This window comes from Rhizobium sp. CF142, from assembly GCF_000281145.1.
Classification (GTDB): Bacteria; Pseudomonadota; Alphaproteobacteria; order Rhizobiales; family Rhizobiaceae; genus Rhizobium.
In genome coordinates this window covers 43,023-66,797 of record NZ_AJWE01000014.1, presented here as the reverse complement: position 1 = coordinate 66,797, position 23,775 = coordinate 43,023, and the positions used below count along the sequence as shown (strand labels likewise).

General features: G+C 57.9%; 26 protein-coding genes. 18 read left to right on the top strand and 8 right to left on the bottom strand.

What is annotated here, in order from left to right; all coding sequences use genetic code 11:
- From PMI11_RS36305 to hemE, 5 genes are all read right to left on the bottom strand, one after another.
- On the bottom strand, positions 1 to 119 hold a 119-nt coding region (locus tag PMI11_RS36305), incomplete at its 3' end, for an FAD-dependent oxidoreductase (RefSeq protein WP_007813820.1).
- 69 nt (positions 120 to 188) lie between these two features.
- The gene (mnmE, locus tag PMI11_RS04455; RefSeq protein ID WP_007813817.1) at positions 189 to 1,511 is read right to left on the bottom strand and encodes a tRNA uridine-5-carboxymethylaminomethyl(34) synthesis GTPase MnmE; all 1,323 of its coding nucleotides are present in this window, start codon (positions 1,509 to 1,511) and stop codon (positions 189 to 191) included.
- Positions 1,512 to 1,613: 102 nt separating this feature from the next.
- Positions 1,614 to 2,879 carry a transcription termination factor Rho gene (gene rho / locus PMI11_RS04450; RefSeq protein WP_007813815.1) on the bottom strand — a complete coding sequence of 422 codons (1,266 nt, stop codon included), beginning with the start codon at positions 2,877 to 2,879 and terminating at the stop codon, positions 1,614 to 1,616.
- A 198-nt stretch (positions 2,880 to 3,077) separates the two neighbouring features.
- Complete coding sequence (gene hemJ, locus PMI11_RS04445) at positions 3,078 to 3,614, bottom strand: protoporphyrinogen oxidase HemJ (RefSeq protein ID WP_007813813.1); 537 nt, start codon at positions 3,612 to 3,614, stop codon at positions 3,078 to 3,080.
- Positions 3,614 to 4,651 (bottom strand): uroporphyrinogen decarboxylase, encoded by a 1,038-nt coding sequence (hemE, locus tag PMI11_RS04440; protein WP_037070661.1) that lies wholly within the window; start codon positions 4,649 to 4,651, stop codon positions 3,614 to 3,616. Before hemE ends, hemJ begins: the two co-directional genes overlap by 1 nt.
- A gap of 401 nt (positions 4,652 to 5,052) precedes the next feature.
- Between hemE and PMI11_RS04435 the strand changes: the two genes are divergently transcribed.
- Genes PMI11_RS04435 through dnaQ form a run of 5 tightly spaced genes read left to right on the top strand, consistent with a single transcriptional unit; the run spans position 5,053 to position 8,679 of the window.
- Positions 5,053 to 5,874 carry a pyruvate, water dikinase regulatory protein gene (locus PMI11_RS04435; RefSeq protein WP_007813808.1) on the top strand — a complete coding sequence of 274 codons (822 nt, stop codon included), beginning with the start codon at positions 5,053 to 5,055 and terminating at the stop codon, positions 5,872 to 5,874.
- 35 nt (positions 5,875 to 5,909) lie between these two features.
- Positions 5,910 to 6,509 carry a Maf-like protein gene (locus PMI11_RS04430; RefSeq protein ID WP_007813806.1) on the top strand — a complete coding sequence of 200 codons (600 nt, stop codon included), beginning with the start codon at positions 5,910 to 5,912 and terminating at the stop codon, positions 6,507 to 6,509.
- Complete coding sequence (locus PMI11_RS04425; protein ID WP_007813804.1) at positions 6,502 to 7,359, top strand: shikimate dehydrogenase; 858 nt, start codon at positions 6,502 to 6,504, stop codon at positions 7,357 to 7,359. Before PMI11_RS04430 ends, PMI11_RS04425 begins: the two co-directional genes overlap by 8 nt.
- Entirely contained in the window at positions 7,359 to 7,970 is a 612-nt protein-coding gene (gene coaE / locus PMI11_RS04420) for a dephospho-CoA kinase (protein WP_007813803.1), read from the top strand. The genes PMI11_RS04425 and coaE overlap by 1 nt, the downstream gene beginning before the upstream one ends.
- Positions 7,963 to 8,679 carry a DNA polymerase III subunit epsilon gene (gene dnaQ / locus PMI11_RS04415; RefSeq protein ID WP_007813801.1) on the top strand — a complete coding sequence of 239 codons (717 nt, stop codon included), beginning with the start codon at positions 7,963 to 7,965 and terminating at the stop codon, positions 8,677 to 8,679. Before coaE ends, dnaQ begins: the two co-directional genes overlap by 8 nt.
- A gap of 58 nt (positions 8,680 to 8,737) precedes the next feature.
- Here the strand turns inward: dnaQ and secB are convergent, their stop codons facing one another.
- Positions 8,738 to 9,220 (bottom strand): protein-export chaperone SecB, encoded by a 483-nt coding sequence (gene secB, locus PMI11_RS04410; protein ID WP_007813799.1) that lies wholly within the window; start codon positions 9,218 to 9,220, stop codon positions 8,738 to 8,740.
- Positions 9,221 to 9,319: 99 nt separating this feature from the next.
- Complete coding sequence (locus PMI11_RS04405; RefSeq protein ID WP_037070658.1) at positions 9,320 to 9,838, bottom strand: FxsA family protein; 519 nt, start codon at positions 9,836 to 9,838, stop codon at positions 9,320 to 9,322.
- A 126-nt stretch (positions 9,839 to 9,964) separates the two neighbouring features.
- On the opposite strand from PMI11_RS04405, the gene PMI11_RS04400 reads away from it, so the two are divergent.
- The 5 genes from PMI11_RS04400 to gyrB all read left to right on the top strand — a co-directional run bounded on the left by PMI11_RS04400 (position 9,965) and on the right by gyrB (position 15,289).
- Positions 9,965 to 10,669, top strand: coding sequence for a Tim44/TimA family putative adaptor protein (locus PMI11_RS04400; protein ID WP_037070656.1), 705 nt, complete (start codon positions 9,965 to 9,967; stop codon positions 10,667 to 10,669).
- On the top strand, positions 10,662 to 11,777 hold the full coding sequence (locus PMI11_RS04395; RefSeq protein ID WP_007813793.1) for a murein transglycosylase A: 1,116 nt from the start codon (positions 10,662 to 10,664) through the stop codon (positions 11,775 to 11,777). The genes PMI11_RS04400 and PMI11_RS04395 overlap by 8 nt, the downstream gene beginning before the upstream one ends.
- Positions 11,777 to 12,346 carry a Smr/MutS family protein gene (locus tag PMI11_RS04390; protein WP_007813791.1) on the top strand — a complete coding sequence of 190 codons (570 nt, stop codon included), beginning with the start codon at positions 11,777 to 11,779 and terminating at the stop codon, positions 12,344 to 12,346. Before PMI11_RS04395 ends, PMI11_RS04390 begins: the two co-directional genes overlap by 1 nt.
- Entirely contained in the window at positions 12,343 to 12,720 is a 378-nt protein-coding gene (locus PMI11_RS04385; RefSeq protein WP_007813789.1) for a helix-turn-helix domain-containing protein, read from the top strand. Before PMI11_RS04390 ends, PMI11_RS04385 begins: the two co-directional genes overlap by 4 nt.
- A gap of 133 nt (positions 12,721 to 12,853) precedes the next feature.
- On the top strand, positions 12,854 to 15,289 hold the full coding sequence (gene gyrB, locus PMI11_RS04380) for a DNA topoisomerase (ATP-hydrolyzing) subunit B (RefSeq protein ID WP_007813787.1): 2,436 nt from the start codon (positions 12,854 to 12,856) through the stop codon (positions 15,287 to 15,289).
- A 62-nt stretch (positions 15,290 to 15,351) separates the two neighbouring features.
- Here gyrB and PMI11_RS04375 read toward each other — a convergent pair whose 3' ends face one another.
- Complete coding sequence (locus tag PMI11_RS04375; RefSeq protein ID WP_007813786.1) at positions 15,352 to 15,948, bottom strand: nitroreductase family protein; 597 nt, start codon at positions 15,946 to 15,948, stop codon at positions 15,352 to 15,354.
- A gap of 195 nt (positions 15,949 to 16,143) precedes the next feature.
- Between PMI11_RS04375 and PMI11_RS04370 the strand changes: the two genes are divergently transcribed.
- The 8 genes from PMI11_RS04370 (at position 16,144) to trpA (ending at position 23,752) form a co-directional block, all read left to right on the top strand.
- Positions 16,144 to 17,097, top strand: coding sequence for a glutathione S-transferase family protein (locus PMI11_RS04370; RefSeq protein WP_007813783.1), 954 nt, complete (start codon positions 16,144 to 16,146; stop codon positions 17,095 to 17,097).
- 92 nt (positions 17,098 to 17,189) lie between these two features.
- Entirely contained in the window at positions 17,190 to 18,032 is an 843-nt protein-coding gene (locus tag PMI11_RS04365; RefSeq protein WP_007813781.1) for a fumarylacetoacetate hydrolase family protein, read from the top strand.
- A gap of 207 nt (positions 18,033 to 18,239) precedes the next feature.
- Positions 18,240 to 19,514: a polyhydroxyalkanoate depolymerase gene (phaZ, locus tag PMI11_RS04360; protein ID WP_007813779.1), complete on the top strand. Its 1,275-nt coding sequence runs from the start codon at positions 18,240 to 18,242 to the stop codon at positions 19,512 to 19,514.
- 144 nt (positions 19,515 to 19,658) lie between these two features.
- The gene (locus PMI11_RS04355) at positions 19,659 to 20,093 is read left to right on the top strand and encodes a DUF2852 domain-containing protein (RefSeq protein ID WP_007813776.1); all 435 of its coding nucleotides are present in this window, start codon (positions 19,659 to 19,661) and stop codon (positions 20,091 to 20,093) included.
- Positions 20,094 to 20,183: 90 nt separating this feature from the next.
- A complete protein-coding gene (locus PMI11_RS04350; protein ID WP_007813775.1) occupies positions 20,184 to 20,942 on the top strand; it encodes a M48 family metallopeptidase in 759 nt (252 codons plus the stop codon).
- Positions 20,943 to 21,014: 72 nt separating this feature from the next.
- Positions 21,015 to 21,689, top strand: coding sequence for a phosphoribosylanthranilate isomerase (locus PMI11_RS04345; RefSeq protein ID WP_007813772.1), 675 nt, complete (start codon positions 21,015 to 21,017; stop codon positions 21,687 to 21,689).
- Positions 21,686 to 22,906, top strand: coding sequence for a tryptophan synthase subunit beta (trpB, locus tag PMI11_RS04340; RefSeq protein ID WP_007813770.1), 1,221 nt, complete (start codon positions 21,686 to 21,688; stop codon positions 22,904 to 22,906). The genes PMI11_RS04345 and trpB overlap by 4 nt, the downstream gene beginning before the upstream one ends.
- Before the next feature lie 6 nt (positions 22,907 to 22,912).
- On the top strand, positions 22,913 to 23,752 hold the full coding sequence (trpA, locus tag PMI11_RS04335) for a tryptophan synthase subunit alpha (protein ID WP_007813767.1): 840 nt from the start codon (positions 22,913 to 22,915) through the stop codon (positions 23,750 to 23,752).
- Positions 23,753 to 23,775 lie beyond the last annotated feature (23 nt).

Sequence of the window (23,775 nt, the reverse complement as noted above, 5' to 3'; positions counted from 1 at the left end):
GTGTCGCGCCGATGCGTGATCAGCGCAGTCTTCGCACCCATCCTCGCGGCAGCCGCGGCTGCCTCCGATCCGGCATGACCGCCTCCGATCACGATAACGTCATAATTGCTGGCGCTCATGCGCAACTCCACAAAAGGTTTCACGTGAAACTTCACGCCCGCCGCGGGCGGCGCGGCGTTCCACGTGAATCATTTTCCGATACAAAACTCCGAAAAAATGACGCCAAGAAGATCTTCAACGTCAACCCGTCCGGTAATTCGTCCCAGATGATCACCGGCGAGCCTTAAAGATTCCGCTCTGATCTCCAGGCTTTGCTCTGCCCGATCGATTGCCTCCGATAGGGCAGTCAGGCATTTCGAGAGCGAATCCTTATGCCGCGCCCGCGTCGGAACGGATAAAGACAATCCCTCAAATTTCTGTTCGATGAAGGAAGAAACAAAGTCCCGAAGTTCCGGAAGACCTTCACCTGTCATTGTAGAAATCTGAAGGTCGTATGAAGCAGTTGAAGGATATAGGTCCCGCTTGGTGCCGACAATAACATGCGATGAACCGCGTTCCAAGTCGATAGGATCTAGTGGTGATGGCGATCCCATGTCGCTCAGAAAGAGCACGAGGTCAGCATTGTTCAATGCCAGCTGCGCTCTTTTGATGCCTTCCTGCTCCACTATATCGGCTGTGTCTCGCAAACCCGCTGTGTCATAAAGCTTAACCAGATAGCCATTTAGATTGATATCGACATGAAGCACGTCGCGCGTCGTACCGGCTATGTCGGTTACGATTGCCACGTCCCTTTGCGCAAACCAGTTCATCAAGCTCGACTTGCCGGCATTGGGCGCCCCGGCAATAACAACTTTAAAGCCATCTCGGACAATCTCTCCCATCTCGGCATGGGAAAGATGATCCTCCATCTCCCGCCGAAGCTCTGCCAATGAGATCCAGATCTGATCCGAGACAGAGCCGGGAATGTCGTCTTCGTCCGGAAAATCCAGTTCGGCTTCGATCAAAGCGCGAGAACGCGTTATTCGTTCCGCCCACGAATCATATAGGCGCGATAGACCGCCCGAGCTCTGCTCCAGCGCCAGACGACGCTGCATTTCCGTCTCAGCCGCGATAAGGTCCGCTAACCCTTCGACCTCAACGAGGTCAAGCTTGCCGTTTTCAAAGGCACGACGGCTGAACTCTCCTTCCGTTGCAAGTCTGGTCCCGGAAAACATTGCCAGTTCTCTAGAGAGAGCCGATATGACTGCTTTCGAACCGTGGACTTGGAATTCGGCGGAGTCTTCGCCGGTAAAGGAAGCCGGACCAGGAAAGAAAAGAACCAGCCCGGCATCGATTGGAAAACCGTTCCGAGTCCGAATCGTTCTGTAGGCGGCGGTTCGCGGTGATGGAATCCCACCAACCAGTGCCTCTAGGATAAGACAGGTCTGCGGACCGCTGACACGAACAACGGACACACCTGACGGCGGGGTGCCGCTCGAAAGAGCGAATATGGTATCGTTCCACGTTTCCATGGTCTTCGGCCTATCGGTTCGTTTCCGAATCAATCGAAACAGAAAAGGCTGGCGGTCGCGCGAACGACTCACCAGCCTCGGTCCGAGGAATCCGGCTAATAATCAGGTATTCATCGAGTCGAAGAAGTCACCATTATTCTTCGTCTGTTTCAGCTTGTCGATGAGGAATTCAATCGCATCGGTCGTTCCCATCGGGGCGAGGATACGGCGCAGAACGAAGATCTTCTGCAGATCCTGGCGCGGAACAAGCAGGTCTTCCTTGCGCGTGCCGGACTTGAGAATATCCATGGCCGGGAAGATACGCTTGTCAGCGACCTTACGGTCGAGAACGATTTCAGAGTTACCAGTACCCTTGAACTCTTCGAAGATGACTTCGTCCATTCGGCTGCCGGTGTCGATGAGGGCCGTTGCGATGATGGTCAGCGAACCACCTTCTTCAATATTACGTGCAGCACCGAAGAAGCGCTTCGGGCGCTGGAGCGCGTTGGCGTCGACACCACCGGTCAGAACCTTACCGGATGAAGGAACGACGGTATTGTAGGCGCGGCCAAGGCGGGTGACGGAATCGAGCAGGATGACAACGTCGCGGCCATGTTCCACGAGGCGCTTGGCCTTTTCGATCACCATTTCGGCGACCTGAACGTGGCGGACTGCCGGCTCATCGAACGTCGACGAGACGACTTCGCCGCGCACGGAGCGCTGCATGTCCGTGACTTCTTCAGGACGTTCGTCAATAAGCAGAACGATCAGATAGCATTCCGGATGGTTCGCTGTAATCGAGTGAGCGATATTCTGGAGCAGAACCGTCTTACCCGTACGTGGCGGAGCAACAATCAGACCACGCTGGCCCTTACCGAGCGGTGCCACGAGATCGATGACACGCGACGAGAGATCCTTGGAGGTTGGAACATCGAGTTCCATCTTGAAACGCTCGTTCGGATAGAGCGGCGTCAGGTTGTCGAAGTGAACCTTATGACGGATCTTTTCGGGATCATCGAAATTGATTGTGTTGACCTTGAGAAGCGCGAAATAGCGTTCGCCTTCCTTCGGACCGCGGATCGGACCCTCGACCGTATCGCCAGTCTTCAGAGAGAAGCGGCGAATCTGGGAGGGAGAGATGTAGATATCGTCCGGGCCGGGCAGATAGTTGGCATTTGCGGAGCGCAGAAACCCGAAACCATCCTGCAGGACTTCAACGACGCCTTCACCGATGATTTCGATATCCTGGCTGGCAAGAACCTTGAGGATTGCAAACATGAGCTCCTGCTTGCGCATCGTGCTCGCATTTTCGACCTCGAGCGATTCGGCAAAAGCCAGAAGATCCGTCGGGGATTTACTCTTAAGTTCCTGAAGCTTCATTTCAGCCATGAAGTGACCAATACTCGTTATTTTATAAGGGGAAAGGCGATGTTGGGTCGTATTCGGTACTGCGAAAGGGGCTCGCAGGCGACTGAACTCTACACACATGCCACGAAGATGAGATGGCCGGAAAATAGCGAGTCGGAACCCGACCCGCAAGGGGGCTGCTTAAAATGACTGAAATTTAACCTCAGCAACCCCTGGGCTTCAAAAAGGCTTCACCACCACCAGGATAACGATGAGGATCATCAGTGCCGTTGGCGCTTCATTCATGAAGCGCCAGTAACGTGCCGAGCGACGGTTTTCATCCCGTTCGAATGCCCGCACAGCTCTGCTGAAAAAGACATGGACGATTGTCAGGAGAACAACCAACCCGATCTTCGCATGTAGCCAGCCGCCGTGGAAACCATAGACCGACCAGGCGAGATAAAGACCGAGAATCCAGGTCAGCATCATCGCCGGGTTCATGATGATCTTGAGCAGCCGCCGCTCCATCACCTTGAAGGTCTCGGATTGAACCGAACCAGGTTCTGCATCCGTGTGGTAGATGAAAAGACGGGGCATGTAGAAAAGCCCGGCCATCCACGAGATCACGGCGATGATGTGAAGAGCCTTGATCCAGAGATAGAGATTATCAGGGTTCCAGACGAAGAGCCCGACAGCCAGAAGAGCGAAAAAGGCCAGCGCAAAATGGGCACGCCGGCGGGCATAGGCACCCGGCTTTTGATCCGTCTGCTTTTCCATCACGCAGCCCCCGTGCCACGCACGCGCTCCACAAGAAGGCGTACATTCTCCGGATCCGCTTGCGGCGTAATGCCATGACCGAGATTGAAGATCAGCGGTCCATTTCCGAGCACCTGAAGAATATCGTCGATACCTTCCTCCAGTGAACGACCGCCAGCCACGACACGCATTGGATCGAGATTGCCCTGCACTGGTCCGTCTTTCTGCAGCTCGGCCGCAAAGGCAAGTGGCACGGACCAGTCGAGCCCGATCGCATCTGCGCCAGTCTTCTGCCGGTAAGTCTTGAGCATGTAGCCCGCACCTTTGGCAAAAGCGATGATCCGCGCCTGCGGCCGCCGCGCCCTGATCGAAGCGATCATGCGCGCCACGGGACGGATTGCGAAAGCTTCAAATTCCTTCTCGCCGAGAACACCGGCCCAGGAATCGAAGATTTGCACCGCATCAGCACCAGCATCGATCTGTGCCACGAGATAGTCGGCAGAAACATCCGCAAGCAGCATCAACAGGTATTCGAAGGCGCGCGGATGCTTGTAGGCGAAGAGGCGGGCGGGCGCCTGATCCGGCGTGCCGTGACCCGCAATCATATAGGTCGCAACCGTCCAGGGCGCGCCGCAGAAGCCAAGGAGGGTTGTCTCAGTGGGCAGCTCATTTCTCAGACGCTTCACCGTCTCCAGGACCGGCTGCAGGTACTCGACAACGCTTTCTCCATCCAGGCCAGCGATACCCGTCTCGTCGATCGGATCCATTTCAGGACCATGCCCCTCGGTAAAGCGCACATTGCGCTTCATCGCATCAGGGATGACCAGGATATCGGAAAACAGGATGGCGGCATCAAAGCCATAGCGGCGTATCGGCTGAAGCGTTACCTCGACGGCATGATCAGGCGAATAGCAGAGATCGAGGAAACTTCCTGCCTTAGCGCGCGTCTCCCTGTACTCGGGCAGATAGCGACCCGCCTGTCTCATGAGCCAGAGGGGAGGGGGCGTCAGGGTCTCACCATCAAGAACCCGCATAATTTTCCGGCGCGTTTCGCTCAAGCGCTTCTTCCCTATAAAAATACAAAGATATTTAAAAGGTTTCTATTTCTTAGAGTCGGTGTCTATCAAGGATTAAAATCCATCCACTGATAGCGCGATTTGTCACGCAGGCTGGGTTAGCGGGAACCGAGATTCGTATATTTGCGCTTAAAGCGGTAGGAAATTCGAATCCCGCCGAGATTCCAGAAGGTTCCAGGAATTCATTTTGTCGCCGATCTTGTGGATAAGCTGTGCATCGTTTTAGGAAGCATGACCACAGTCCCCACACTCCACAGGCACCTCTGAAACGACCTCCGAAAGTTCCGGATGTGGACAAGTGGGCATGTTTTCCCTTGCCTGGATCCCGGCCGCGCCATTAGCTCTTCGCTGTCCAGTCTTTTCAACAGGCAGCGGAAAATAGCGTGGAGAACAGAACGAACTTCTTCCATCTGCATCTGATTTCTGACTCGACCGGGGAGACTCTGATCTCCGCCGGCCGTGCCGCGTCGGCGCAGTTCAAGTCTTCTCAGCCGATCGAACACGTCTATCCGCTGATCCGAAATCGCAAGCAGTTGATGCCGGTGCTTCAGGCAATCGACAGTGAACCTGGCATTGTTCTCTATACGATCGTCGATCCGGAGCTTGCCAGCATCATTGATGAACGCTGCGCGGAAATGGGCGTGGCCTCCGTCAATGTTTTGGAACCGGTTATCGGCGCGTTCCAGATCTATCTTGGCGCACCCTCCAGAAGGCGGGTCGGCGCTCAGCACGTGATGAATGCCGGCTATTTCGCGCGCATCGAAGCGCTGAATTTCACCATGGACCATGACGACGGTCAGATGCCAGAGGATTATAATGAGGCCGATGTCGTCATCGTCGGCATCAGCCGTACGTCGAAGACGCCGACCAGCATCTATCTCGCAAACCGTGGCATCAAGACCGCGAACATCCCGATCGTCTATGGCGTGCCCTTGCCCGAGGCTTTGGCGGCCGCGACCAAACCTCTGATCGTCTGCCTTATCGCCACCACGGATCGGATTTCTCAAGTCCGTGAAAATCGTCTGCTTGGATCGACGCCGGGTTTCGACCAGGAACACTATACCGACCGTGCAGCAATCTCGGAGGAGCTGAAATATGCACGCTCTCTTTGTGCCCGCCACAACTGGCCGATGATCGACGTCACCCGCCGCTCGATCGAGGAAACGGCAGCGGCGATCGTTGCCCTTCGCCCGAAGCTGCGTTAAGCGCTGAACAACTGAATCGCTCCCGAGGACCTAGGATGACACCAAAGCTCGTTCTCGCATCATCGAGCCCGTTCCGGCGGATGCTGATGGAAAATGCTGGCTTGGCTTTTGAAGCGCATGCCGCTCACATCGATGAACGGGCAATCGAGGCGCCTCTGGAAAAATCGGGCGCGACGCCCGATCAGGTGGCGCTTGTTCTTGCCGAAGCAAAGGCGGATGAGGTCAGCCGCCGCTTTGGGGGTGCACTCGTCATCGGCTCGGATCAGACAATGTCGCTCGGCCCTCAGGTCTTTCACAAGCCGAAGGACATGCCAGATGCAGCCAATCATCTGCGCATGCTTGGCGGCAGAACACACCGCTTGAACAGCGCGATCGCGATCGTCAGAGATGGCGTGGTTCTATGGCAGCATGTTGCGCATGCGGAACTGACGATGCGTCCGCTGACCGATGATTTTATTGTGCGCCATCTCAAGCGTGTGGGACCAAAGGCTCTGGCAAGCGTCGGTGCCTATCAGCTTGAGGGGGAGGGGATCCAACTGTTCGAGAAGATCGACGGAGATTATTTCACGATCCTCGGTCTGCCGATGTTGCCTCTCCTTGCAAAACTCCGGGAACTGGAAGCGATCGATGGATGATTCACGTGAAACACATGGGCCGAAAGCGTTTGTCACGGGTTTTCCCGTCAAGCATTCGCGCTCACCATTGATCCACGGCTACTGGCTGAAGACGCTCGATCTGCCTGGCAGCTATCGCGCGCATGAGGTTGCCCCGGAAGGTTTTGCAGACTTCATCGCCTCGTTAAGGAACGGCAGCGCCGGTTTCGTTGGCGGCAATGTCACGATTCCGCACAAGGAGATGGCATTCAAACTGGCCGACCAACCGGACGCGCTATCGGAAGAACTCGGCGCATCGAATACGCTGTGGCTGGAGGATGGGAAGCTTCTTGCGACCAACACGGACGGCGGCGGCTTTACCGCCAATCTCGATGAACGCCATCCCGGATGGGACCGGCATGACCGGGTCGTCATCTTCGGTGCCGGCGGTGCAAGTCGCGCTGTCATTCAGGCGGTCCGCGACCGCGGCTTCAAAGAGATCCACGTCGTCAACCGCACAGTCGAGCGGGCGCAGGAACTGGCCGACCGCTTCGGCCCGAAGGTCCATGCCCATCCGACCGCCGCACTCACCGAAGTAATGACCGGAGCAGGGCTGTTCATTAACACCACCTCTCTCGGCATGGACGGAGAGGCGGCACCCGCCATCGATTTCTGGCCAATGCTTTCGGATGCAGTCGTCACTGATATCGTCTATGTGCCGCTGAAAACACCGATCCTCGCCCAGGCAGAAGAACAGGGATTTGCCATCGTCGATGGCCTCGGCATGCTCCTGCATCAGGCGGTTCCGGGATTTGAAAAATGGTTCGGCAGGCGGCCTGTCGTTGATGAAACGCTGCGCGCACTGATAACAGCGGATATGGAAAAGCACTGATGCTAAAGATCGGCCTCACCGGCTCCATCGGAATGGGCAAGTCGACGGCGGCGAAGCTCTTTGCCGAAGCCGGTGTCGCGGTCAACGATTCAGATGCTGTCGTGCACGATCTCTATGCGGGCGAGGCGGCACCTCTGGTCGACGCAGCTTTCCCTGGCACGGTGAAGAACGGAGCTGTCGATCGCCAGGAACTCGGCCGGCAACTCGCTCGAGATCCAGCTGGCTTCAAGCGGCTCGAACAGATTGTTCATCCCTTGGTGCGCAAGCGGGAGAGTGAATTCCTGGCACGACAGGAGGCCGCGGGAGCAGATATGGTCCTGCTCGACATTCCCCTCCTTTTCGAAACCGACGCCGATCAGAGGGTGGATGTCATTGTCGTCGTCAGCGCAAATCCACAGATTCAGCGGGAGAGGGTGCTTGCGCGGCCGAACATGACGGAAGAAAAATTCAATATGATTCTCTCCCGCCAGATATCAGATACGGAAAAACGCCGTCGGGCCGACTACATCGTGGATAGCAGCCACAGCATCGAGACGACAAGAAAACAGGTGGCAGATATCGTCGCCGACTTGAAGAAGCGGATAGCGAAGGAAGAAGCTCCACATGCGTGAGATCATTTTCGATACGGAAACCACCGGCCTCGACAACCGCATGGACCGCATCATCGAAATCGGCGGTATAGAACTCTTCAATCATTTTCCGACAGGAAGGACGCTTCACCTTTTCGTCAATCCGGGTGATCAGAAGGTTCATCCCGATGCGCTCGCCGTCCACGGCATCACCGACGAATTCCTGAAGGATAAGCCGCCCTTCGCCGATGTCTTCGAGCAGATTCTGGAATTCTTCGGCGACGGCAAGTGGATCGCCCACAACGCCACTTTCGATATGGGCTTTGTGAATGCCGAGCTTGCCAGGATCGGCGTGCCGCCGATCCTGCCGGATCGCGTCGTCGACACGCTCTCGCTTGCCCGCCGCAAGCATCCAATGGGACCTAACTCGCTCGATGCTCTCTGCCGCCGTTATGGCATCGACAACTCGCACCGTACCAAACACGGCGCTCTCCTCGACTCCGAACTTCTCGCCGAAGTCTATATCGAGATGATCGGCGGCCGGCAGGCTGCACTGGGGCTCGGCGTCGCGGGATCTGCGAGCCAGAACAAGAGCTATGCCGAGGTGGAAGAAGTCGTGGTCGCTGCCATCATGGAGAGGCCGCGGCCGCTGGCGCCGCGATTGAGCGAAGCGGAAGTCGAGGCACATGACGCCCTGATCACCAAGCTTGGTCAAAAGGCCGTCTGGTCGAAATACGATCGGCTCAACTGAAAATAAAAATGCCCGGGCAAAACCCGGGCATTTGAATTTGAGAGCCTGTAAAACCGACTTAGTTCGGAACGGCCTGAACCTTGGAGCGGGCCTGTTCTTCGGCAACGCGCTGTGCGAACATCTGTGCGAAATCGATCGGGTCGATCATCAGCGGCGGGAAGCCGCCATTGCGCGTGACGTCGGCAATGATCTGTCGGGCAAACGGGAAGAGCATGCGCGGGCACTCGATGAAGAGAACCGGCAGCATGTGCTCCTGCGGGAAGCCGGCGACGCGGAAGACGCCGCCATAGACGAGCTCGGTGTGGAAGACCGTCTTGTCGCCTTCCTTGGCTTCAGCGATCAGCGAAAGCACGACATCGAAATCCGTTTCGGAGAGCGGATTGGCATTGACGTTTACATTGATGTTGATCGCCGGTGCCTTGTCGCGGGCCTGAAGCGAGCGCGGTGCGCCCGGGTTTTCGAAGGAAAGATCCTTGACGTACTGGGCAAGGATCGAAAGGGTCGGGCTCGCTGCGCCGTTGCTGCTGTTATCGTCTGCCATGGGCTTTTCCTCGAGGGGCATTTGAATGGTGCCGCCATCTAACATTTCGGGGATAGGCTTACAACCCTGGGCGTCCGGCGCAGTTAATGCGCAGCCGCATCAGTCTCCGAGCTGTTTGCCGGACCAGGGTGACTTGCCGTTCGGTTCCCGATGATAGTCCTCTTCATCGAGATCGACCACCTTTGAATCGCCCGGCTTGCCTGGCCGGCCTCGAAATCCCGAACGCGAAGAAGCCGAGAAGCCCTCGCCGCCGGTGCTAACGACAACGAAACGCTTTGCGATCGACCGCCAGAGCAGATTGCGAACCTGCGGGATAAGAAGCAGGATCGCCAGTATATCGGACAGAAAGCCCGGGATGATGAAAAGCAGCGAGGCGATGACAGTCATCGCCGGATTGAGTAATTCCCGCCCGGGCATGGTGCCGCTGCGCCCTTCGGCGGACATGCGGCGCAGGATGCCAATACCCTGCCGGCGCAAGAGGAAAGACCCGACGACAAAGCCCAGCACGACAAGCGCCAGCGTCGCGGCAAGTCCGATTGCGCGGCCGACAATTACAAAGCCAGCGATCTCGGCAAGCGGCAGAAGCAACACGAAAACCGGCAGCATGGAAAAACGCATCTCTTTACCCCGAGTGGCTCGGGCTCCTCTTGGCACTGGCGAAGATACCAGCCATGATTTGAATCATTCGTATAGCCGGACTATATGGGGGTAGAAATCAGGCATGTTAACAGTGAACGGCGGGATATGAGTTCAAACGACTTCATCACATTATTTTTCTTGGTGGCGGCGGTGCTGATTTTCTTTCAGCTTCGATCCGTTCTCGGACGCCGTACGGGAAATGAGAAGCCGCCGCGTGATCTCTATACGCCACGGGATGCTGTGCAGAACGACAGCGCCGATGCCGGCAAGGTCGTAACCCTGCCGCGGCGCGATGTGAACGGGGAAGAGGAAGACCGCTTTTCCGCCATCGACGCTTTCGCACCGGCTGGCACGCCGCTGAATGAATCGCTGCGTGCGCTCAACAGGGCCGATCCCTCCTTCGACCCGAAGGAATTCTTGAATGGCGCCCGTATGGCCTACGAGATGATCGTCATGGCCTTTGCTGATGGTGACCGCAAATCGCTGAAGAACCTTCTCTCCCGAGAAGTCTATGACGGCTTCGACGCAGCGATCAGCGATCGTGAAAACAAGGGCGAGAAGATGAAGTCCACCTTCGTGGGCATCGACAAGGCTGAGATCACCCATGCCGAGACCAAGGGCAGCGAGGCGCAGATCACCGTGCGCATCATCAGTCAGCTGATCTCTGCCACCTACGACAAGAGCGACGCGCTGATTGACGGCGATGCCGAGAATGTCGCGGAGGTCAACGATCTCTGGACGTTCGCTCGCGATACGCGATCGCGCGACCCCAACTGGAAACTCGTCGCGACTGAATCGGAACATGAGTGACGCAGCCGGCTTTGCCCTTCAGGCAGTCAGTTTCGACGCGATGGAAGGCTGGAGGGATGACGATCCCTCCAGCCTTTTTGAAGTCATGGCTACCTGTCGCCGACATATTTCCGAAACCAAACCTTATCGTACCGGTTCGCTGGGGCTGAGTTCAGCCGATCTCCTTCCATTGCTGGAGGAAGCAGAAACATTTCGTCCGTCTTCGGCGAAGGAAGCGCGTACCTTTTTTGAAAAGCACTGTCAGCCATTCCGGATTGTCCGGACCGATGGCATCAGTGGTTTTGTCACCGCCTTCTACGAGCCCGAAATCGAAGTTTCCGACAGACAGGATGCGACCTTCCGTTTTCCGATCTACCGGCGCCCGGATGATCTCATCGATCTCGATGATCAAAATCGTCCCGCGCAGTTTGATGGCTCCTACGTATTTGGACGCTTGCGTGATGGGCTGATCGATGCCTATCCGGATCGCCGCGACATCGATCAGGGCTATCTTGAGGGCCGTGGTCTTGAGATCGCCTGGGCGAAATCGAAGGTCGATCTTTTCTTCGTCCATGTGCAGGGCGCTGCCCGTCTGCGCTATCCGGATGGCAGGATCGGCCGCATCACCTACGCCGCAAAGGCCGGCCATCCATTTTCGGCGATCGGCAAGCTGCTGATCGACCGTGGCGAGATCGACCGCGCGAAAATTTCCATGCAGTCGGTCCGCGCATGGCTTGCCACCCATCCGGACCAAGTCGACGAAGTCCTCTGGCATAACCGATCCTATATTTTCTTCCGGGAAGCACCGGTGGATAATCCGAATGCCGGACCGATCGCCGCCGCGAAGGTGCCGCTGCTTGCGGGGCGTTCGCTCGCCGTCGACCGCCTGATCCATACTTTCGGTTTTCCATTCTTCATCCGCTCCGAAAGTCTGACGCATCTCGATGCTGGTAAGCCGTTTCAACGGCTGATGCTGGCGTTGGACACCGGTTCGGCAATTGTCGGTCCCGCGCGCGGTGACATTTTCACCGGTTCGGGCCATGCTGCAGGCGAGTTGGCGGGAACGGTACGCAATGATGCCGATTTCGCAATTCTCATTCCCAATGCCGCTGCAGCGAGGTTCCTCTGATGGCGAAGGACCGCAAGCTCAGCTCAGACGAGAGAATCCTCTGGGGCAGGGTCGCCCGCAGTACCCGACCCATGCCCGGCAAGACGGATGAACTGACCGCGCTTGACGCCTTCCTGGCGGAGGCCGAAGCGGCAGCCGAACAGGAAAAGGCGGAAAAGCAGAAGATGGCCACACCGCTTCCACAGCAACCGGTAGCTCAGACGCCCGCAAAACAGCCCTCGGGCGTCCACTATCCGCTGGAGCGGCCGGTCAAGCGCAAGATCGCCAAGGGCAAGCTGGCGCTGGAAGCTCGGATCGATCTTCACGGCATGGTCCAGAGCGAAGCGCATTCCTTCCTGCTCGATTTCCTGATCCGCGCGCATGAACGCGGCATGCGGCACGTCCTCGTCATTACAGGCAAGGGCAGCTCCATGGGCAGCGAAGGCGCCTTGAAGCGCGCGGTGCCGCTCTGGTTCTCCAAGCCCGAATTCCGTTTTCTGATTTCGTCTTATGAGCCAGCGGCCCAACATCATGGTGGTGCGGGCGCCCTCTATATCCGCCTCTCGCGGCGGGCCGGGGAAACATCGTGACGCCGTTTGCGGAAGCAGTTCGCAAGCTGCGTGCGCGCAAGGGCGTGACGCAGAAACAGATGGCGGCGGCGCTCAATGTTTCGCCTGCCTATCTCTCGGCGCTCGAGCATGGAAAGCGCGGCGTGCCGAGCTTCGATCTGCTGCAGCGCATCGCCGGCTACTTCAACATCATCTGGGACGAGGCCGAAGAGCTCTTCCTCGTTGCCGGCTCTTCCGATCCGCGCGTAGTCGTCGATACCTCGGGCCTGCCGCCCGAATATACCGAATTTGCCAATTGTCTGGCCAAGCGAATTCGCAGCCTTGACACCGCCGATATCGCCCGGTTATCGGCGCTTCTTGAAAATGACGGCAAAGGGGACGGAAAAGCGTCATAATCCCCTGATTTATGCCTTGTTTTAGGGCCTTGCCATTGGGAACTCGCTGCAAAAAACCTATATTCGACATTGAAAAAGCCGGTGATTCGCAAGGCGCGCCGTTGCTTATGACAACAGGGAAAACCTCGACAGAATGACCGATGCACCCGCGACGGAAAACGGCGTAAACACCGAATATGGCGCAGACTCCATCAAGGTCCTGAAGGGCCTCGATGCCGTGCGCAAGCGCCCCGGCATGTATATCGGCGATACCGACGACGGCTCGGGCCTCCACCACATGGTCTATGAAGTCGTCGATAACGCGATCGATGAAGCGTTGGCCGGCCATGCCGACATCGTTACCGTTACGCTCAATCCCGATGGCTCTGTGACGGTGACGGATAACGGCCGCGGCATCCCGACCGATATTCACAGCGGCGAAGGCGTGTCGGCAGCCGAGGTCATCATGACCCAGCTCCATGCCGGCGGTAAGTTCGACCAGAATTCATATAAGGTTTCTGGCGGTCTGCACGGCGTCGGCGTTTCGGTCGTCAATGCACTGTCCGTCTGGCTGAAGCTGAAGATCCGTCGCCAGGGCAAGATTCATGAGATGAGCTTCACCCACGGCGTAGCGGATGCTCCGTTGAAAGTGACCGGCGAAGCGGGCAACGAGACCGGCACGGAAGTCAGCTTCATGCCGAGCACCGGAACCTTCACCATGACGGAGTTCGACTACGGCACACTTGAGCACCGTCTGCGCGAACTGGCCTTCCTCAACTCCGGCGTCCGCATTCTGCTGACGGATAAGCGCCACTCCGACATCAAGCAGGAAGAGATGGTCTATGACGGAGGTCTGGAAGCCTTCGTTTCCTATCTCGACCGCGCCAAGAAGCCGCTCGTCGAAAAGCCCGTTGCGATCCGCGGCGAGAAGGATGGCATCACCGTCGAGGTAGCCATGTGGTGGAACGACAGCTATCACGAGAACGTGCTTTGCTTCACCAACAACATCCCCCAGCGCGATGGCGGCACGCATATGGCTGGCTTCCGTGCCGCACTGACGCGTCAGGTCGTTTCCTATGCCGATAATTCCGGCATTACGAAAAAGGAAAAGGTGACGCTGCAGGGCGAAGATTGCCGCGAAGGTCTGACCGCAGTCCTGTCGGTCAAGGTACCGGATCCAAAATTCTCATCGCAGACGAAAGACAAACTAGTTTCGTCGGAAGTTCGACCTGTCGTCGAAAGCCTCGTCAATGAGGCTTTGAATACCTGGTTCGAGGAACATCCGAGCGAAGCCAAGATTCTCGTCGGCAAGGTCGTTGAAGCCGCCGCCGCCCGTGAAGCCGCCCGCAAGGCGCGCGAACTGACGCGCCGCAAGGGTGCGCTCGATATCGCCTCGCTGCCCGGCAAGCTCGCCGACTGCTCGGAGCGCGATCCGGCCAAGTCTGAAGTCTTCCTCGTCGAAGGTGACTCGGCAGGTGGTTCCGCAAAGCAGGGGCGCTCGCGTGAAAATCAGGCGATCCTGCCGCTGCGCGGCAAGATCCTGAATGTCGAGCGTGCCCGCTTCGACAAGATGTTGTCCAGCCAGGAAATCGGCACGCTGATCACTGCGCTCGGCACCGGTATCGGCAAGGACGAGTTCAATGCCGAGAAGCTGCGCTACCACAAGATTATCATCATGACGGATGCCGACGTCGACGGCGCCCACATCCGTACGCTGCTGCTCACCTTCTTCTTCCGCCAGATGCCGGAACTGATCGAGCGCGGCCATCTCTATATCGCCCAGCCGCCGCTCTATAAGGTTTCGCGCGGCAAGTCGGTCCAGTACGTCAAGAACGAAAAAGCGCTGGAAGATTATCTGATCGGCCAGGGTCTGGAAGATGCGGCGCTGAAGCTCACCAGCGGCGAAGTCCGTGTCGGGCAGGATCTGAATGAGGTCATTCACGATGCCCTGCGCCTGCGCGCGCTGCTCGACAACCTGCATTCGCGCTACAATCGTGCTGTCGTCGAACAGGCGGCAATCGCCGGGGCGCTCAATGCCGAAACCGTCAGCAATGCCGAGCGCGCCCAGGAGCTGGCAACCGAGGTGGCCAAGCGTCTCGACATCATCGCCGAGGAAACCGAGCGCGGTTGGGAAGGCAGCCTCACCAGCGAGGGCGGTATCCGCCTCGAGCGCATGGTTCGCGGCGTCAAGGAAGTTATCGTGCTCGACATGGCGCTGATCGGCTCCCAGGATGCCCGTCTTATCGATCAGCTCACACCGCGCATGAAGGAGATCTATCAGACGCCGCCAGCACTGAGCCGGCGTGATGGCGATGCCGAAATTTCCGGCCCGCGTGCTCTTCTCGATGCGGTCTTCGCCAGCGGCCGCAAGGGGCTGACGATGCAGCGCTATAAAGGCCTCGGCGAAATGAATGCCGAGCAGCTCTGGGAAACGACACTTGATCCGAACGTTCGCTCGCTGCTGCAGGTCAAGGTCAACGATGCGACCGATGCCGACGGCCTCTTTGCCCGCCTGATGGGCGATGAAGTCGAGCCACGGCGCGAATTCATCCAGGACAATGCGCTGAGCGTCGCAAACCTCGATATCTGACCAAACATCAGTCGCGAAAAAGCCCCGCAGCCATCTGGCTTGCGGGACTTTTTATTTTGCGATCAATCGTTGCCGATGAAATGGCCGTTGAAGGCGACCTCCGAGAGTGGCTTGCGCTGACTCGGGAATTCGCGCTCCCGGTTGCGCTCGGAAAGGATGCTCTTGTCGGCGATGCGGCCGACGGCAATGCCGGCTTCGACGCGGTAACCATCGGGGACTTCAAGCTTTTCCTTGATCTCGTCATGCTTGATGCCGCCCATGCCATGGGCATAGAAGCCGGAAATGCGGGCCTGCATGGCAAGATGGCCCCAGGCTGTGCCGGCATCGAAAGAGTGCGTATAGCTTGACCGTCCCTCGCTGCGAGCGCCGTTGAAGCTGCGCGAGACCACGAAGATCAGCGCTGAGGCGTTCTTCGCCCATTCCTGATTGGCTTCGACAAGCAGGCTCACGAATTCTTCCCAGTGCTCGGAGCCTTTCAATGCGTAGAGGAACCGCCAAGGCTGCATATTTGCGGAGGACGGCGCCCAGTGTGCGGCGTCGAGAAGCGTCAGAAGCTGCGCTTCCTCGATAATCTCGCCGGTAAAGGCACGAGGCGACCAACGGTCGAGAAACATCGGATCGATTGGATATTCGGATTCGCGGCTATTGGCTTTCGTCATGCTGGCTTCCCGGAAGTTGACGATGGATGGGGGATTCCATTGCGGAGATCATTTAAGTGATATTTCCGTGTTCTCTTGCTTGGCAAGCACAGTTTGGTCGCAGCCAGTGCACAATCTGTTTCCAGAAACTGGCCTTACGCGCGCGAGGAACTCTCGGTAAAGCAGCGTCAATTCCGGTCGATGAGGAGATGCGGCATGCTGGTGAATGGGAAATGGACCGAGGACTGGCAGCCGGTCCAGGCGAAGGATGAGAAGGGTGGTTTCGTCCGCCAGATATCGAGCTTCCGCAACTGGGTGACACCTGACGGCAGCGCGGGTCCGACGGGTGAGGGTGGTTTTGCCGCGGAAGCCGGGCGTTATCATCTTTACGTCGCCTATATCTGCCCCTGGGCTTCGCGCACGCTGGTCGGCCGCAAGCTCAAGCGGCTCGAAGACGTCATCTCGGTTTCGATCGTCGAACCGGCGCTCAGCAAACAGGGCTGGCGTTTTGGCGACTATCCCGGCGCGACTGCGGACGAGCTAAACGGCGTAACCTACATGCACGAGATTTATACGAAGGCGGATCCCAATTTCACCGGGCGCGCGACTGTGCCCGTCCTATGGGACAAGAAACGTGCAACGATCGTCAACAATGAATCCTCCGACATTCTGCGCATGCTGAACAGCGGCTTTGGCGATCTCGCCCGCGGCGATATCGATCTCTATCCGGTCGCCCGGCGGAACGAAATCGACGCTTTCAACGACCGTATCTATCCGTCACTGAACAACGGTGTTTACCGCACCGGCTTTGCGACGACCCAGATCGCCTATGAGGAGGCTTTTGCGGAGGTTTTCGCTTGCCTCGACTGGATCGAACCTCAGCTTGAAGGGCGCAGCTTCTTGTTTGCCGACCATCCGACGGAAGCCGATATCCGCCTGTTCGTCACGTTGGCGCGTTTCGATGTCGCCTATCACGGTCTCTTCAAATGCAATCTGCGGCGACTTTCCGATTACGCCAACCTCAGGGTTTTCTGCCGCCGGATGCTGGACTGGCCCGGTATCGCCGAGACGGTGAATTTCGATCATATCAAGCGTGGCTATTATTCGATCGAGAGCCTCAACCCCACACGCATCGTCCCGGTTGGTCCATCACTGGCGGAAATTTTCTAAGCGGGCGTACCGCTTCCGTGGCAAGTCATAATGACACCGATGAATAATTCGTTCATAGGTGGCGCATCTACTTTCCATTGAGGAGGACATTCATGAAGCTGATGCGCGTTGGAGAAGCGGGCCGCGAAAAGCCGGCACTGCTCGATGCCGATGGCAAGATCCGTGATCTTTCCGCTCACGTGGCCGATATCGGCGGCGAGGCGATCACGCCGGCAGGTCTTGCGAAAATCGCAGCCCTTGACCCGAAGAGCCTGCCGGAACTGGCGCCCGGCCGCATCGGCGCTTGTGTTGCCGGCACCGGCAAATTCATCTGCATCGGCCTGAACTACTCCGACCATGCGGCCGAAACCGGTGCAACCGTTCCGCCTGAACCCGTTATTTTCATGAAGGCGACATCGGCGATCGTTGGTCCCAACGACAATGTGCTGATCCCGCGCGGTTCTGAAAAAACCGACTGGGAAGTCGAACTTGGCGTGATTATCGGCAAAACCGCGAAATACGTAGGCGAGGCCGAAGCGCTGGACTACGTTGCTGGTTACTGCGTTTCCGACGACGTCTCCGAGCGCGCGTTCCAGACCGAGCGCTCGGGCCAATGGACCAAGGGTAAATCCTGCGACACCTTCGGACCGATCGGCCCCTGGCTCGTCACCAAAGATGAAGTTGCCGATCCGCAGAACCTCGGCATGTGGCTCAAGGTCAACGGCCAGACGATGCAGAACGGTTCCACTAAAACCATGGTTTATGGCGTGGCTTTCGTCGTGTCCTATCTCAGCCAGTTCATGTCCCTGCATCCGGGCGACGTTATCTCGACGGGCACGCCTCCGGGTGTCGGCATGGGCATGAAGCCGCCGCGTTACCTGAAGGACGGCGACGTCGTCGAACTCGGTATTGAAGGTCTCGGCACCCAGAAGCAGCTCTTCGTAGCAGACCGTTAACGACTTTTCTTGCTGAAAAGCTTAAACTTTATGCGCCAAGATAATGCCGGAGATCAATTTTCCGGCATTTTTCTTTCAAACTGTAATGTTATGTTGCTGTGCAACAAAAACCTGTTAGCCTACGTTGATGTGCCAGCGTTAACGGAAAGAGTCCGGTGCCCTTCAATTGGCGTCGTCTTTGCCGGATAGAGAAAGGTGGCGCCCTCCATGTTCTACCAGCTTTATGAATTGAACCATGCAGCGCTGGCTCCCTTCCGCGCTGCAGCAGATATTATGCGTTTTGCCTATTCCAATCCGCTGAACCCCTTCTCACAGACCCCGCTAGGGCGCACCATTTCGGCCAGTCTCGAAATGTTCGAGCGCACGACGCGCCGTTACGGCAAGCCGGAATTCGGGCTCAATGAAACCGTCATCGGCGGCAAGAAGGTTGCTGTGCGTGAGGAAGTCGTCTGGGCGCGCTCCTTCTGCAATCTCCTGCATTTCTCTCGCGATGTTCCGGCCGGCCACAGCGACGACCCGCGCATCCTCATCGTCGCGCCAATGTCCGGCCACTATGCGACGCTGCTGCGCGGCACTGTCGAGGCCCTTCTGCCCAGCGCCGATATCTACATCACGGACTGGATCGATGCGCGCATGGTGCCGATGACCGAAGGCACCTTCGACCTTTCCGATTATATCGACTACGTCATCGAGATGCTGCATTTCCTCGGCCATGACACCCATGTCATCGCCGTCTGTCAGCCTTCCGTGCCGGTGCTGGCCGCTGCAGCAATCATGGAAGAGGCCAAGGATCCGCTCGCCCCGTCGTCCATGACGCTGATGGGCGGTCCGATCGATACCCGTATCAATCCGACGGCCGTCAACAAGCTTGCCAAGGAGCGCCCGCTCGAATGGTTTGCCGATAATGTCGTCATGAACGTGCCCTGGCCGCAGCCGGGCTTCATGCGCCCCGTCTATCCGGGCTTCCTGCAGCTTTCCGGCTTCATGTCGATGAACCTCGACCGGCACCTGATCGCCCACAAAGAATTCTTCATGCATCTGGTGAAGAACGACGGCGAACCGGAAAAACACCGCGATTTCTACGACGAATATCTTGCTGTCATGGACCTCACCGCGGAATTTTACCTGCAGACCGTCGAGCAGGTCTTCATGAAGCATGCGCTGCCGAAAGGCGAGCTGATGCATCGTGGCAAGCGCGTCGATCCCGCTGCAATCCGCAACGTGGCCTTGTTGACGGTCGAAGGCGAAAACGACGATATTTCCGGTGTTGGCCAGACGCACGCGGCGCAGACCATCTGTGTAAACATCCCTGAGGAGATGCGCATGCATTACCTGCAGCCTGATGTCGGCCACTATGGCGTCTTCAACGGTTCCCGCTTCCGCCGCGAGATCGCGCCCCGCATCATTAGCTTCAAGCGCCAGCATTCCCGCGCCAAGAAGCCGCCGGTCCAGCGTGTCATCAAGGGCGGCAAATCGGCCTGAGTTAGAAAGCGCTGATTTAATGCCATCGATTCAAGATCTTGTTCGATTTAACCTGAAATCGTCTTGAAGGCCGGTTCCGCGGTAACCATCTGTTTTTTCAGCACTCGGCATCCTGTCGGGTGCTGAACGCGAGGATACCGCACGATGAACCAGTCAGCATTGCTTCGCCCGGATTGGACTCCGGCTACCGTTGCCTTGATGATCCTCGGCTTCATGGTTTTCTGGCCTCTGGGGCTGGCCATGCTTGCCTATATCATCTTCGGCGAGCGGCTGCGTGGCTTCAAGCGTGACGTCAACCAGGCAACGGATGGCTTCTTTGCAGGCTGCCGCCGTTCGCACGGCCGTCACCGCCCGCATTTCTCGACGGGCAACGTCGCTTTTGACGATTGGCGCAAGGCCGAGCTCGATCGCATCGAGGAGGAGCGCCGCAAGCTCGATGAAATGCGTGAGGAATTCGATTCCTACCTGCGCGAGCTTCGCCGCGCCAAGGATCAGGGAGAATTCGACCGCTTCATGCGCGAGCGCAAGAACGGCAGACGCGACGACAATGGTCCAGTCGCCGAATACCAGACGCCGTAAGGCATGATCACAAAGAATCTACGGCCGGCATCGGATACGATGCCGGTTTTTCTTTGCCCGGATTTCCCCCGAATCGTATAGAAAACCCCTATGTTTCCGCTTCCGAAGATCCGCCGTACGACGAAAAAACCGTCGCCGCCCGAAAAGCGGACGCTGGATGTTGCTGGCCGTCTGATGCCCTTGACGATCAAGCAGCATGATCGAGCAACCCGGATCACGCTCCGTATCGAGCCGGGCGGCCGTGCATTGAAGATGACGGTGCCGAAGGGGCTTGCCGCCCGCGAAGTCAATGCCTTCCTTGATCGGCATCAGGGCTGGCTGCTGACCAAGCTTGCGAAATTCTCGACAGATGCGGGCCTGCGCGACGGCGGCGAAATTCTCTTTCGCGGTGTCAGACATCGCATCGAGCATACGGGCAGCCTGCGTGGGTTGACTGAGGCTGTCGTGATGGACGGCAAACCGGTACTTCGCGTCAGCGGCATGCCGGAACATATCGGCCGGCGTATCGCAACCTTCCTCAAGAAGGAGGCGCGTAGCGATCTTGAGAGATTGTCGCGGCTGCATGCCGGTTCCATCAAGGCGCCGATCCGCTCGATTTCGATGAAGGATACCCGCAGCCGCTGGGGTTCCTGCTCCTCGGAAGGAAATCTGAGCTTCTCCTGGCGCATCGTCATGGCACCGCCTTCGGTGATTGATTATCTCGCCGCCCATGAGGTCGCGCATCTGAAGGAAATGAACCACGGTCCACACTTCTGGGCGCTCTGCAAGAAGCTCTGCCCGCATATGGAAGAGGCGAAGTCCTGGCTGAAGCGTCACGGCAGTCAGTTGCACGCAATAGAGTTCGATTAAGCGCCCCCGTTAAATGCGGCCGCCATTGCAAATTGGCTCGACTCTTCGCCCGTTTCGTGTCACTTCGCTGCCATGAGACCGGATATCAAGATCTGCGGTTTGAAGACGCCTGAGACTGTCGAGCGCGCATTGAAGCGCGGAGCGACGCATATCGGCTTCAATTTTTTCCAGAAAAGCCCGCGTTACGTCGAGCCGGACATTGCCGGCAAGCTCGCGGAACCTGCGCGCGGCAAGGCGAAGATCGTCGCTGTCGTGGTCGATCCGAGCAATGATGATCTTGATGAAATCGTTGCACTTTTGCGCCCGGATATGCTGCAGCTCCACGGCAGCGAAAGCCCCGAGCGCGTTCTGACCATCAAGGCGATGTATGGCATCCCCGTGATCAAGGCTTTGTCGGTCCGCAGCACCGACGACCTGAAGAGGGTAGAGGCCTATATTGGCATCGCCGACCGCTTCCTCTTCGATGCCAAGCCGCCAAAAGGATCTGAACTACCGGGTGGCAACGGCGTTTCCTTTGATTGGGGTCTGCTCACCTGGCTTGACGGCAATGTCGACTACATGCTTTCCGGTGGGCTCAACAAGGCCAATGTCGGGCAGGCGCTTGCAATGACGAAGGCGCCGGGTGTTGATACCGCCTCCGGTGTCGAGAGTGCGCCTGGGGTGAAGAGCCTGGACATGATCGATGAGTTTTTCGATGCGGTTGAACAGGCATGCCTGCCTGAAACGGCCACAGGGAGTGTAAATTGAACGAGACGCCTAAACCGAATTCTTTCCGCGCCGGTCCGGACGAAGACGGACGCTTCGGCATTTATGGGGGCCGCTTCGTGGCCGAAACCCTGATGCCTTTGATCCTCGATTTGCAGGAGGAGTGGAACAAGGCGAAGGACGATCCGGAATTTCAGGCGGAATTGAAGCAACTCGGCACCCACTATATCGGCCGCCCGAGCCCGCTCTATTACGCCGAGCGCCTGACCCAGCATCTCGGCGGCGCAAAGATCTATTTCAAGCGTGAAGAGCTGAACCATACCGGCTCGCACAAGATCAACAACTGCATCGGCCAGATCCTGCTCGCCAAGCGCATGGGCAAGACGCGTATTATCGCCGAGACCGGTGCCGGCCAGCATGGCGTGGCGTCCGCCACCGTCGCCGCCCGCTTCGGCTTCCCCTGTGTCGTCTATATGGGTGCCACCGACGTCGAGCGTCAGGCTCCGAACGTTTTTCGCATGAAGCTGTTGGGTGCCGAGGTAAAGCCTGTCACGGCCGGTAGCGGCACGCTGAAGGATGCGATGAACGAGGCGCTGCGCGACTGGGTTACCAACGTCGATGACACCTATTACCTGATCGGCACGGCCGCCGGCCCGCATCCCTATCCGGAAATGGTGCGGGATTTCCAGGCCGTCATCGGCACGGAAGCCAAGCAGCAGATCCTTGAGGCCGAAGGCCGCCTGCCGGATCTCGTCATTGCTGCCGTCGGCGGCGGTTCGAATGCGATCGGCATCTTCCATCCTTTCCTTGATGACAAGGACGTCAAGATCGTCGGCGTCGAAGCGGGCGGCAAAGGCCTGCAGGGCGACGAGCACTGCGCTTCGATCACAGCCGGCTCACCGGGCGTGCTGCATGGCAACCGCACCTATCTGCTGCAAGACAATGACGGGCAGATCAAGGAGGGCCATTCGATCTCGGCCGGCCTCGACTATCCCGGCATCGGCCCTGAACATTCATGGCTGAATGATATCGGCCGCGCCGAATACGTGCCGATCATGGACCATGAGGCGCTGGAAGCTTTCCAGATACTGACGCGCCTCGAAGGCATCATTCCCGCGCTCGAGCCTTCGCATGCGCTTGCCGAAGTCATCAAGCGCGCGCCCAAGATGGGCAAGGACGAGATCATCCTGATGAACCTCTCCGGCCGTGGCGACAAGGACATCTTCACCGTCGGCAAGATCCTGGGAATGGGTGAGTAAAGAGACATGACAGCACGTATGGATAAACGTTTCGCCGACCTGAAGGCGGAAGGCCGCCCGGCGCTCGTAACCTATTTCATGGGTGGTGACCCTGATTACGAGACCTCGCTCGGCATCATGAAGGCGCTGCCGGAAGCCGGCTCCGATGTCATCGAGCTCGGCATGCCCTTTTCCGATCCGATGGCCGATGGCCCGGCGATCCAGTTGGCCGGCCAACGCGCCCTGAAGGGTGGTCAAACGCTGAAGAAGACGCTGCAGCTCGCTGCCGACTTCCGCAAGACCAACGACACGACGCCGATCGTCATGATGGGCTACTACAACCCGATCTATATCTACGGCGTCGAGAAGTTCCTCGATGACGCGCTGGCATCCGGCATCGACGGCCTGATCATCGTCGACCTGCCGCCGGAAATGGATGACGAGCTCTGCATCCCGGCGCTGAAGAAGGGCATCAATTTCATTCGTCTGGCAACACCGACGACCGATGAAAAGCGCCTGCCGACCGTGCTGAAGAACACGTCTGGCTTCGTCTATTATGTTTCAATGAACGGCATCACGGGTTCGGCCCTGCCGGATCCGTCGCGGATTTCGGGTGCGGTCAAGCGTATCAAGGATCACACCGATCTGCCCGTTTGCGTCGGCTTCGGCGTCAAGACGGCGGAGCACGCAAAGGTCATCGGCGCCTCTGCCGATGGTGTGGTGGTCGGCACTGCGATCGTCAATCAGGTGGCCAACACCCTGGCGGCAGATGGAAGGGCGACGGCCGACACGGTTCAGGCCGTTGCGACGCTGGTTCGCGGTCTTTCCACAGGAACGCGTTCGGCGCGCCTTGTTGCTGCCGAATAGTTTCCCCACATTGGCACTAGTCA